This is a genomic window from Mesorhizobium sp. M1182 (assembly GCF_040318335.1).
Lineage (GTDB): Bacteria > Pseudomonadota > Alphaproteobacteria > Rhizobiales > Rhizobiaceae > Mesorhizobium.
Genome location: NZ_JAMYMD010000045.1, coordinates 13958 through 26697 on the forward strand (window position 1 = coordinate 13958; position 12740 = coordinate 26697).

The window sequence follows — 12740 nt, forward strand, 5'->3', positions numbered from 1 at the left end:
ACTTTGCTGAAATTGGATGCTTGGGCATTGGGCTGCAACGCATGGGAAATCCCCCGGTCCAGGACACGCTCGGCCGGCGAAGTCGAGTGGCAATCGTCAGCCTTTTCGATCGGATATCCCGGTTTGCGTCAGCCTTGCGTGCCGAGCGCCTGCGCGACGTCCTGTTCGGGTTCGACGTTTTCATCTCCTACGATTTCGACGAAGCCGGTGACTACGCGACAGCGCTGAAGAAAGCACTGGAGGGTCAGGCCCTTCCCTTGCGCTGCTTCCTCGACCGCGAAAATTTCCAGGTGGGCGATGAACTGAACAAGGCTTCGCGACGGCGGCTCGGCATGTCACGACACCTTGCAGTTATCCTGACAGAAGGCGTTGGCAAACCGGAATCGTGGGTGCCCCGCGAGCTCCAGTTGTTCACCGATGACGGCAGGAAGAACAGTGAACTGATTCTTCCATTGAACGTTGCAGAGAGCCTGCAGGGTTTCCCTCCCGACGCGAAGATCCGAAAATACATCCCGTTTGCGAGCGGCCCGGATGCGGGGGCATCACTGCTCTTCCATCCTGTGTCCACTGGTGAGTTCGCCTCCAGTAAGCCTTCGGATCTCACGATCCGGAGAATCGAGGATCTGGTGGCTGATCGGCGGGTAGATCGACAACGCCTGCGCTTCTTTCAGGCGCTGGCGTTGGTCATGGGTTGCCTGTTCCTTGCCGCCCTGGGTCTTGCCACGTACGCCACGTGGCAGCGGGACGTGGCGCGAGTTCGCCAGTATGTCGCCACATCGGTTGCATCACAGGAGCAAGGCAGCCCCGAGCTGTCCGTTTTCGAGGCCGCTCAAGCCGCTGGCGGAATGTGGCTGTGGGGTCACGCCGTTTTACCTGAGGCCAAGCAGCAGCTGCATCGGGCACTTCGGCTGTCGGGTGTCAGGCTGGCTTTGGTTGGGAATCGAGGCCCCGTCAGCAAGATTGCATGGTCTCCGGACGGAATGCAGATTGCGACCGGGGGCGAAGACGGCACGGTCAGGGTATGGGCAGCGGGAAGCGGCAAGGAGTTGCTGACGTTCGTGCATGACACCCAGGTCCGCGGAATAGCCTGGAGTCCTGACGGTGGACGGCTCGCGACGGGGGAACTGAACGGCGCGTTGAGAATATGGTCGGCGACCGACGGCCAGACGCCACCGCTACTCGTGAACGAGTTTCAGTCACCGATCGACAGCATAGGTTGGCAGCCCGATGGCACAAATCTGGCAGTGGCACGTTGCGATGGCTCGGTTGAAATCCGGGATGCGGGGACCGGGAAGCTGCTTTCCTCGCTTGGCAAAGGCGGTGGCCAACCGAACCAGTGCTATCCCGGCGGAGCTTGGAGCGTCTCCTGGGCGCCGGATGGAAAACGGCTGGCAATTGCGAGGGTGTCCGGCGAGACCGATATCTGGGATGGAAGTGCGGGCACCGAGTCGCAACACTTTGAGTCCGTCGACGAGGCTGCGACAAGCGTTGGCTGGAGCCGGGATGGTAAATGGCTCGCCACCAGCTATGCCGACGGCTCGACCACGATATGGGACATCGCATCGACCCAAAAGCCGCGATCGCTCCCCCCGGCCGGATCCTATGCCCACAGCGTCGCGTGGAGCCCGCGCAATGATACGATCGCGGTCGCCGGAGATGATGGAACTGTAGTGGTCTATGATGTGACCGGTACCCGGCTACTGACCTTGGGCGGGCCAAGGCAGTCCATATACAGCCTGGCCTGGAGTCCCGATGGCCAGAGCATTGCAACCGCGAGCGAAGACGGAATTGCGAGGGTATGGGGACCTGTGGCCGGCTCAGGCATCGAGCTGGCGGCTCTGAAAGGCAACGATCTTGCCTGGGCGCCGGACAATAATGTTCTGGCAGTTTCGGATACGGATCTCAACGATATTGACTGGAATGACGCCGGCGCAACCCTGCTGGCCCTGCAAGGGACCAATGCGGTTGAAAGCACCAGGGTCGTATGGAGCACAGATGGAAAACGGCTTGCGGGAATTTCTGGTGATCACAGGGTCATCTGGGACGCGACGACGGGGAAACTTTCCGAGTCAGTCGCTCTGGACCAGTACGTGTGGCCGGTCTGGAGCCCCGATCTTACACGTTTCGCGGCGACCAGGGGCGGAGAGACTGTCCTTAGAGTGCACAATGCAGAAAACGGCAACGAGCTCTCTGTCTTTGAGTTCGGAAACGAGAACATCTCTGAGATCACTTGGAGCCCGGACGGAAAGCGTCTGGCGATTGTGGGCGGGGGAGGCTCACAGGCCGGCTCCGGCGGATATGGAACGGCCGAAGTCCGGGATGCAGGAACCGGCAAGCTCGTGGCGGAAGGTCCGGTAGAACAAGGCGTGGAATATGTTTCCAGGGTCGCATGGAGCTCTGACGGCAGGCGGCTGGCGACCGACAGTTCAAAAAACGGACTTTACGTCTGGAATGCCGCAACTGGCGATCAACTGTCCGAACTGGTGGATCACGACCATGCCACAACGGCCATCGCATGGAGTCCTGACGACCTCGAGATCGCCACCGGCAGCACCGATGGCACCGCCAGGATCTGGGACAGCTCAACCGGCAGGGAGCTCTATGCCTTCAGGACCGATTCCGGCAATATTACAAAACTTGCCTGGAGTCGGGATGGAAAACGCCTGGCAGCCCTTGGCGTGGACAAGAGCATACACGTTTTTGCTATTGATGTTCCTCTTCTGTTGCAGCTTGCGCGAGTGAGAACCATGGGATCGCTGCCGGATGACGGCTGCAGAAAGTTTTTGCTTGAGGGTGCCTGTCTGCGGTTCCCTTCCCTCTCCTTCTGGTGAGCCACAATATGCAGCTGGTGTCAGAAGTAGCGCCGTCTCGGAGGCGGGTGGCAGTTTTTAACAGGGCGGCCTTGCCGGATACTTGATGCAGGATAGGATGACGCAGAGAAATCGACCATGAACATTGCCAAGATCCAGACCTCCCATGCAACAAGGCAAACTAATTGAGGGAAGCACTCTTGTAGCCATCCATCGCAGCCAGGTATCATCATGGACTATCAGTATGACATCTTCCTGAGTTATCCACGGGCGGGGCCACCGGGGAATGGGTCCGCAACCATTTCCGGCCAGTACTAGAAGACTGCCTTGACCTGGAGATGCAGTCGCCGCCAGTGATCTGGTACGATGAGGATCAGCGCCCGGGTCTGAACTGGCCGTTGAATCTCCAGCAGGCTCTCCTCCATTCACGGCTCCTGGTCGCGGTCTGGTCCCCGCCTTACTTTCGTTCTCCCTGGTGCATGGCGGAATGGCAAAGCATGCTGGCTCGCGAGCGTACGCTTGGGCTGTCAACTGTGCAGAACCCGCTCGGCCTGGTTTATCCAGTGGTCTTCGCTGACGGCATCCACTTCCCACAGGAAGCGCGCGACGTGCAGTCGCGGATAGATCTCAGTACCTGGGGAATACCCTTCCCGCAGTTCAAGAAGACGGAGGAATATCAGCAGTTCTGGGCCCTGATGCGCCAAGTGGCAACTCAAATAGCAGTGCATCTTTCCTCGATCCCGCCCTGGTCTCCGGGCTGGCCGATACTCACACCGCCTGCAGCTGCGCCGCCGCAGGCACCTCTGCCGAGGCTGTGACATGGCACGAGGATCAATCGTCACCTTTTACTCATACAAGGGCGGGGTCGGCCGCAGCTTTGCCCTTGCCAACGTAGCCACGATCCTCGCCCGATGGCGCTTCAAGGTTCTCTGTGTCGATTGGGACATCGAAGCGCCCGGCCTGTCGTACTATTTTGCAAGTTACCTGCCGACTGATGTCATTGGCGGCGGGCTTGTTGATATGCTGGCGGGATTCCCTGACTCCCCAGGCTCCCAACTGCCGTGGAACAGCTACGCCACAACAATGAACCTGCCAGGCGTCGCGGCCATCGATCTGATTTCGGCTGGTCAGCGCGACGATGGCTATGCCGCCCGCGTTCAGGCCCTGAACTGGTCCGAGATGTACAGTCAGGGACTCGGCTCGGCGCTGGAGCAGATGTGCCTGGAAATCCGTGAGGCCTATGACTTCATCCTGATAGACGGACGCACAGGGGTGACGGACTTCGGCGGAATCATCACCGCCCAATTGCCGGACATTCTAGCCTTTCCTGTTTACTGCAAATGACCAGAGCCTCGAAGGTGCAGCCAAGGTAGCGGAACGCGCAGTCCGCCTGCGCAATGATCTGCCGTTCGACCGTCCTCGTCTCCTGCTTCTGCCGGTGCCGGCCCGCTTCGAAGCGAACGTTGAGTACCAGACGGCGCAGTATTGGAAAAGCCGGTACGTTGACAGGCTCGATAGGTTTTACAAATCATGGGCCGTAAAGGATACTCCGGTGCGAACGCTGGTCGATCACACCACCATCCCGTATGTGGCCTATTGGAGTTTTGGCGAGCGCCTGTCAGCTCTCGAAGAGCCCACGGCCAGCCCCAGCGGGATCAACTACAATCTCGAAACACTCGCGGCACTTCTTGCACTCCGCCTGGACAGGACTGATTTACTGGCCGAAAACCGGGACGCGTTCGTCGACGCTGCGCGGCGCCTCGGAGCGCGAAGGAGCGAAGGCGTTTCAGCAGTCTTCATAAGCTACGGATCCAGGGATCGTAGCTTCGCAGATGGGTTGAGGAACGCACTCGTGGAAAGGAACATCAGCTCGATCTACGACAGTGACATCTCGTCAGGCGAATCTTTTTCAGAAGCCTTGGACCAGACCATAAATCGCGCCCAGCATATGGTCTTGCCGATCGGTGCCAAGGGAGTGGAAAGCAACCATGTGGATCAGGTCATCCGCCGTTTTCAGCGCCAGTCGGCCAACGAAGAGAGCAGGACGCGACTTCTATTGCCGGTGTTGCTTCCGGGCGCTTCCCCATCGGCCCTTCCGAAAAGCATAGTAAACCTGCAGTACATGTCTCTTGACAGCCAATCTCTAGACGAGGTCGCGGATCGTCTCGCCGAAATAGTCGCCGTCGAGCCACCCAAGATCGCGTGAGACGCTGGCGAAACCCCGGTCGTCGGGACATTTCCCAAACGAGCCTTAATTGCGATTTGACAAACTCGCAGGCATCAAGAAGAATTCCAAAATTGCGACAGTAACGAATACACTTCCTGTCAGCCAACTGCTTAGCTTCCTCCAGTCGGATCTTTTGGCACTGATGTCGAGTCCGATGCTCCCACCACCGACGGTTGCCGCAGCCAGCGGCCAGGGTGGCGCGCCAACGTCTGGTGAGCCTGCGGCCAGGGCCGTATTTGAGAACAGAGGATTCGCCGCCAATTTGCCCAAAGGCGGCGGGGCCATTCGAGGGATTGACGAAAAGCTCAGTGTGGATGGCTATCGCGGCACGGCACGACTGTCGGTGCCGCTTCCGATCAATCCCGTCCGCGGCGGGGTCATCCCGGAATTGTCGATGGACTACGAGTCCGGTGCCGGCAACGGTCCGTTCGGCGTCGGCTGGGGCGTCAATGCGCCTTCCATTTTCCGGCGCACCGACAAAGGTCTCCCCCGCTACGAGGACGAGATCGACTCCGACTGCTTTATGGCTGCGGGGATGGATGAACTGGTTCGTGTTCTCGACAAGGAAGGAATGGCGATCGTCAGATGTCATTCACTTGACGGTCGCTTTATGGCTTCTCCGCCGGCTGCCGAGCACTACGAAGTGCGCCCGTATCGGCCGCGGATAGACAACGCGTGCAGCCGCATCGAATGGTGGCGAAGGATTGTACCCCTGCCGGACGGCAAAAGTGCCTGTGTCGACAGCTTCTGGCGGATTGTCAGCAGAACGAACGTCACCAGCCTGTTCGGTTTCTCCACCGCTTCGCAGCTGCGGGCGCCCGCGACTTCCGACGAGCCACCACGGATTTTTCAGTGGCAGATCGAGCGGTGCTTTGACGACCGGGGAAACGCTGTCGAGTACGACTACGGGTCGGATCACGGTGAGCTGGCCAGCCAGCCCTTCGCGTCACCGCGCTATCTGGTTTCGGCAAGGTACGGAAATCGGGTCCCTTATGACCGCCGCAACTGGTTGACAGGGTCTTTTCCCGGCAAGCCGCCAGCCGACGCAAGTCCCTGGCTGTTTGAACTGGCGTTCGACTACGGAGATCCGATCGGAGATCCGTTGAAGAGTATTTCCGATCAGCTGGCAATCTTCGAGCGCCCCCTCGACAAGGACCGGCATACCCCCCCTTCGTCGGGCCCGATCCGGCCGGACAGCTTCGTTTCCAGTCGAAGCGGGTTTGCCGTGCGCACACGCCGCCTTTGCCGGCGCATTCTTTCTTTCCATCATATCCCCGGCGCCTATGACGGGCTTACCCGTTCGCTCGAGCTGATCTATGACGAGAACCCGTATCTCTCCAAGCTGGTCGCCGTCACCCAGGTATCGTGGGACGGCGCGACGGGGAAGGCTTTTCCGCCTCTGCAGCTTTCCTATGCAGAGGTGCCCGATCTGGCGAAAGCACGGGTTGAACGCTTGGCGCCCGACGCGTTGCCCACGTTGCGCGCAACGCTCGACCGGCCAAAATACACCTGGGTCGACCTCGACGCAGAAGGAGCGCCAGGCGCGCTGTTTCAGTCCGCTGGCGGCGCGTGGCTCTTCTCGCGCAACAGCAGCGGCGGCCGCTTTGCCGGTCCAACGCCGGTGGACTATCAGCCGTCGCTGGCGGGCGTACCGGGTGCGACGGCCACGACAGCGCCCGTGACGCTGCTCGACCTGGGCGGCGACGGGCTGCTCGACATAGTCGAATTTGGACGGCCTGGCGCCGGCTTTCGCGAGCGGGCGAGCGACTATACCTGGGATCGTTTCGTCCCTTTCACCCAAAGCCCGGCGCTCGGCCCCGACGATCCGAATGTGCGCCTGTTTGATATCGACGGCGATGGGCTTTCAGACCTCGTCTGGTCCGAGCAGGGCGCCTATTTCTGGCAGCGCTCGCTGGGTGAAGCAGGGTTTGCCTCGCCCGAGCGCATCACCTGGGCGAGCGAAGAACGGAGCGGGCCGCGCCTCCTGTTCGCTGATCGCAACAGCACGGTCTACCTTGCCGACATTTCGGGCGACGGCCTCACCGATCTGGTGCGCATCCGCAACGGCGAGGTAAGTTACTGGCCCAATCTCGGTTGCGGACGGTTCGGTCCGCGGACCGCCCTCACGCTCCGCGAGGAAGACGGCAGCGACACCGGCGAGCAGGTCGTCTTTGACCGGTCCGAACTGTTCAGCGCCAGCCGCATCCGGCTGCTCGATATTGACGGCACCGGCTCGACCGATCTCGCATACCTCGGGGCAAACGGAATACGATGCTGGCGCAATCAGTCGGGAAACGGCTTCAGCCGCCCCGTAGTGGTTCCGTCTCCACCGGTGGACGATCCGGGCGCAGTGTCGGTCGTTGACCTGCTGGCCAACGGCACATCCTGCCTGGTTTTTGCGCCGGCCACACCCGACCCGTCGGTTTCGGTTCAGTACCTGCATCTTGTCGGCGCGCAACCCGCTGACCCCCGCGTCTCGTCCGACACAGGCAGCGCCCACAAACCGCATGTTCTGATCCGCCATACCAACAATCTCGGTGGTGAGACCCTCTTCCACTACACCAGCTCGGCAGAGTTCTGCGTGCAGGACCGGGACAACGGCCAGCCTTGGGTCACCAAGCTCGGCTTTCCGGTGCAGGTCATCGAAAGCGTTGAACACCGGGACCTCGTGACCGGCAAGATCCTTGTCAACAGCTACCGCTACCGGCACGGCCATTATGATGGCAAGGAGCGAGAGTTCTGCGGTTTTGCATGTGTCGAACAGCGGGACTCTGTGCGGCACGAAAATCTGTCGGCACGCGGAGCTGCCGCCTTTACTTCGGGGGCCGTCAATGCCGACGCCACGTTTCACCTTGCCCCCGCGGTCACGCGGACATGGTTTCATACCGGCGCGGTCCTGAAGGGCGAAACGCTCAGCCGGCGGCTGGCGTCAGAATATTTCTGCGCCGATACCGACGCCCTGCTGCTCCCCGACACCGCTCTGCCCCAGCTTGACGAGGCCGAAGCGACAGAAGCCATCCGGGCGCTCAAAGGTTCCATCCTGCGGCAGGAGATCTATTCCGGAGAGGAAGACGGGTCCGTGCTGGCCGGAGCGTGTCCATACACCGTGTCGGAACGAAACTATACCGTTCGCCGCGTGCAGGCGACGGGTATCAACCGGCACGCGGTGTTCCAGATTCATCCTGCGCAGCAGATCGACTACCATTACGAGCAGCAGCGGGACGATCCCCGTATCGAGCACCAGTTCACGCTGGATGTCGATGAGTGGGGCAATGTGCTCCAGTCCGCGCATGCAGCGTATGGGCGACGGGCCTCCGGTCTGATGCGCGATATTGCTTTCCTCAGCGACGAAGAACGGAAAATTCAGACCCGCACCTCGCTCGACTATTCGCTCAGGCGCTACACGCACGCGATCGTCGATCCGGTCGCCAATCAGCTGGATCATCAGGTCGCACTTCTGTCGGAAAGTATCGACTGGGAAGTAACCGGAGCCGTTCCCGGAGGGGAGAAGGGCTTCTATCAACCATCTGATCTGCGGGACCTCCACAGTGCCGCAGAACTGGCCGAACTCCCTTACCAGGCGGAATACAGCACTGCCGCCGGGCGCCGACGGATCGAACACAACCGGTTCCACTATTGGGACAAGGCGCAAACCAGGGCCCTGCCGCTCGGCGAAATCGCGATCCCGGCGATCCCGCACCAGACTTTCAGGCTGGCGCTTACAGCCGACATGCTCGGAGGGTTGACCGCCCAGGCCGGCGAGCCGATCGCTGCTGCCCAGCTGAACTCGGCCGGTTACCTGCGAAGGCGCGATCTGCCTCATTCCCAGTTTTCGGGGGCGGACGGCTGGCCGGACGATACCGACGCGGAGGGCTGGTGGGCAGCCTCACCCTTCGAGCAGCACGACGCCACGGCCTTCTTTGTTCCGATCCGGCATTTCGACCAGTTCTATTCAGTAACCACGCAAAGTTTTGGCGCCGGGTCGCTGATGCCCGAGCTGATCATCGATCCCGCGGGAAACGAAACCCGGATCAGGAACGACCATCGACTGCTTCAGCCGCAGCAGATCACCGACCCCAACGGGTCGGTCACGGAGTTGCGGTTTGATCTGCGCGGGATGGTCGCTGCGATTGCCCTGCGCGGAAATGAACACCGTCCAACCGGAGACAGTCTCGGCGGGATCTCGGCCAACCTTGCAGCTGCAGATCTCCGGAAATTCTTCGGGCAGCCATCCCAGCTGGCTCAGTCGGGATCCGGTTCAATTGTCTCGATCCGCAACGCCACGTCGCGGTTCATCCACGATATGTTTGCGGCCTGCGATACGGGAGGGCCTATCGGAAGATCCGCCCCGCGTGAGGAACCCGCGCAGGATATCCGGCCGGTCTGGGCCGCCACCCTCGCGCGCCAGTTTCACGTCGTCCAGGATCCGGATGCGGCTGTCGAGATCGCCTTCGCCTATTCGAACGGATTCGGCGAGATTGCGCAGACCAAGCAGCTGACCGCTCCGGGTCCCCTCGATCATGCGGACACGCGTGCAGGCCCGTCTGAACCGCGCTGGATCGGATCAGGATGGCAGATTCAGGACAACAAGAACTCGGTGGTGCGCCAGTACGAGCCCTTCTTCACCGCGACCCACGAATTCGAGCGCGGGCGAACTGAAGGCGCCACCCGAACGACCTTCTACGACCCACTGCAGCGGGTCAGGGCAAGGCTGACCCCACACCGTGTATTCCTGCCATCCGGAGCGGCCGCATCCCACTCGCCGGTCGGCCACAGCTACGAGAAGCATGTTCAGCGGGCTTGGGGCGACGTGGCTTGGGACGGAAACGACACCCTGCTGCTGGATCCCCTCGCCGATCCGGATGTCCGTGCCTTCTTTCATAAATTGCCGCCAGCCGATTTCGAGCCAAGTTGGCACCGGCAACGCAGTGACGAAGCGCTGATCCGCGCTTCGTGGCCCGGTGATGAAAGGCGGCAGCGCCTGGAACGCGAGGCCGCGATGCGGACCGCTGCACACGCGGCGACGCCAGCGCGCAGCTTCCTCGATCCTGGCGGGCGGGTATTCCTGTCCGTGGAGCATCATCGCCGGGATCCCGAAAGCCCTGACGAGTTCATGCACACGCGCACGGACTACGATATAGAGGGCAACCGACGCGCGGTCGTCGATGCAATGCAACGGTTCGTCATGCGCTGGGACTATTCCATGGTCGGTCTGCCATGGCGCTCCCGCAGCATGGACGGTGGCCGACGCCTGATGCTGGTGGCGGCAGACGGCAAGCCCGCCATTGAATGGGATGCGATGAACCGTCGTATCGTCCACGAGTTCGACAGCATGCGTCGCCCGGTCAGGGTCCGCGTGAGGGAGGCAGGTAGCGAGGACATCCGGGAGTCCTACGCTTACGGCGAGAGCGTGGAAGATGGAGCTGCCCGCTACCTGAGGGGGCGCCTGTACGAACAGGAAGATGGCGCGGGCATCATGACTGTTGGCAGCTACGACTGGCACGGCCAGCCGGCCCGCACTGAACGCGCAATGAGGATTGGCAGCAGCACCGCGCGCTCCGAGACGTACGAGAACAGTTTCGATACCCAATCCCGCCTTGTCAGGTCCTCGTGCGGCCCCTCGACGGTATCGCGAAAGTATTCAACGTCGGGCCAGCTGGTCGAGGTGGCATCGTCGCCGGGCGGTACGGTCGTCACCGGAATCGAATATCGACCCGGCGGACAGCGCATCCTGCTCCGGCACGGCGGCAAAGGTCCGGGAATCCGTTATGTGTTTGATACGCTGACCGGGCGCCTGCATTTCCAGCAGGCCCGGGAGTTTCAGGATCTCCATCACGTCTTCGATCCCGTAGGCAATATCACACACATCGCTGATGACAGCCTCGACACAGTGTTTTACGCGGGCCAGCGGGTCGAGCCGCTACAGCAGTTCACGTACGATTCGCTCTATCGCCTTGCCACGGCAGGCGGGCGGGAGCATTGCAGTCGCACATCGGCCACCTGGAATGAGCAGTTTGCGAGCGGATCGCCCTTCGATCTTGGCGCCCATCCAAACGATCTGCAGGCGTTCCGCAATTATTCCGAGATCTACGAATACGACTCTGTCGGCAATCTGATCCGCCAGCGCCATGTCGCCGGCGCCGGCAGCTGGACCCGCGCCTTTGAGGTCGAGACAGCAAACAACAGACTGCGTGCAGTTACAGTCGGCAGGCTCGCGGTCGAGAGCCTGAGCCATGACGACCACGGCAACATCGTTCGAATGGCCCATCTCTCCAGCCTCGGGTGGGACTATCGCGATCGCCTTGTATCAACCGTGCGCGGCGGCGAGCGCAGCCAGTTCGCATATGATGCGGCGGGCCAGCGCATGGCAAAGCTGGAGCCCCGCGGAACGCGATACTATTTTGGCGACTTCGAGTTCTTCTCCACGGGGTCGGCGACGCATTCCTCCATCATCCGCGATGGCGCCGGCATCCTTGCGATCGTCGACCATGCCGGCGGCGAAAATGCACAGTTGCGTCTGCAGGTTCCCAATCATCTCGGCTCATGCGGCGTCGAAATCGATGGCACCTCAGGCGACCTGCTCGCGCGCGAGGAATTCTTCCCGTATGGCGGCTCCAGCTATCAGGCACCAACCTCGGGCGGTCCCGCCCGCCGCTATCGCTACACGGCGAAAGAGCGCGATGAAACTACGGGATTGAATTATCACGGGGCACGTTACTATGCGCCTTGGCTGGGACGATGGATTTCGCCGGATCCAGCAGGAATCACTGATGGACCCAATCGCTTTCAGTATGTTCATTGCAATCCTGTCCGACTTATCGATGTCGAGGGAAAAAGCTCTGCCGAAGCTCTGTCCGGTGCATGGACGCAAACCAGAGAATTCGCTGTTTCGGCTCTAGAAGGTATGGCAATCGGGATAGGGGTTGCCGCCGTCATTATTGGTGCTGGAGCGATAGGAGGAACAGTGGGCGCAGCAGTTGCGCTGGGCGCAACAGTTGTCTTGACTGCAGTCGCGGCTGTGGGTGTGGTAGCCGCCGCATATAGTGCTGCCAAGGGCGGAGTCGAAGCAATATCCGGCCGCGACAGCTGGGGCACGGGTGCCCGGCTGACGGATTTTGAAAGAGGAGAGAGGGGAGCCGGGTCGATACTCAACGCCGCAACCGCCTTTTTTTCCGCCCGCGCGATAGGTAGAGCTATCCCACAGATAAAACAGCAATGGAGTTCACTGTCGAGCAGAATATTCTCAGAACCTAGTTCAACGAACATATCGCCAGCAAGTAAATCAATAAATACCAACACAGTATCCCGTGAAGAAACTCCTTACGAATCGCTGAAATCAGCGACTGAAAGGCATGACGCTCTCGTAGCAGATAAGGCCACGCGCCTGAGAGCCCAAGGATACATCGTTGAAACTGAAAGAATACGATTGCAACATCCGAGCGGTGATCACTTCTATCCAGACCTGATAGCCAAGCACCCGGAGACGCTTGATGTAATAGTCGGAGAAACAAAAACTGGCGGGGCATTGCTCAGCAAGGGTCAAAACCGCATGTTTGAGGAGGGTTTGGGTTCCTTTCGAATAAGTGAAGGACCTCTCTCGCAACAACGCGCGAAAGCTCTCGGCTTAACGACGGATGACGTTCAGGCTGCACGAAGACTCTATCTTGGCAACTAATCATGGACTTGTCGCCCGCGCCTCTAGA

General features: G+C 60.6%; 4 protein-coding genes and 1 pseudogene. All 5 read left to right on the top strand.

Annotation, left to right across the window (positions count from 1 at the left end; translation table 11 throughout):
- Positions 1-86 precede the first annotated feature (86 nt).
- The 5 genes and pseudogenes from NKH33_RS30135 (at position 87) to NKH33_RS30155 (ending at position 12712) form a co-directional block, all read left to right on the top strand.
- Positions 87-2831 carry a toll/interleukin-1 receptor domain-containing protein gene (locus NKH33_RS30135; RefSeq protein WP_352922980.1) on the top strand — a complete coding sequence of 915 codons (2745 nt, stop codon included), beginning with the start codon at positions 87-89 and terminating at the stop codon, positions 2829-2831.
- A gap of 281 nt (positions 2832-3112) precedes the next feature.
- Positions 3113-3628: pseudogene (locus tag NKH33_RS30140) on the top strand (TIR domain-containing protein); the annotation flags it as partial.
- A 1-nt stretch (position 3629) separates the two neighbouring features.
- Complete coding sequence (locus NKH33_RS30145; RefSeq protein ID WP_352922982.1) at positions 3630-4154, top strand: tyrosine-protein kinase family protein; 525 nt, start codon at positions 3630-3632, stop codon at positions 4152-4154.
- Between the two features lie 208 nt (positions 4155-4362).
- Positions 4363-5016, top strand: a complete 654-nt coding sequence (locus NKH33_RS30150) for a toll/interleukin-1 receptor domain-containing protein (protein WP_352922985.1) — start codon at positions 4363-4365, stop codon at positions 5014-5016.
- Positions 5017-5065: 49 nt separating this feature from the next.
- Positions 5066-12712: a SpvB/TcaC N-terminal domain-containing protein gene (locus tag NKH33_RS30155; RefSeq protein WP_352922987.1), complete on the top strand. Its 7647-nt coding sequence runs from the start codon at positions 5066-5068 to the stop codon at positions 12710-12712.
- Positions 12713-12740 lie beyond the last annotated feature (28 nt).

Coding starts and splice junctions, on each gene's coding strand:
- NKH33_RS30145 (WP_352922982.1), top strand. CDS start 3,630: ATGGCACGAGGATCAATCGTCACCTTTTACTCATACAAGGGCGGGGTC.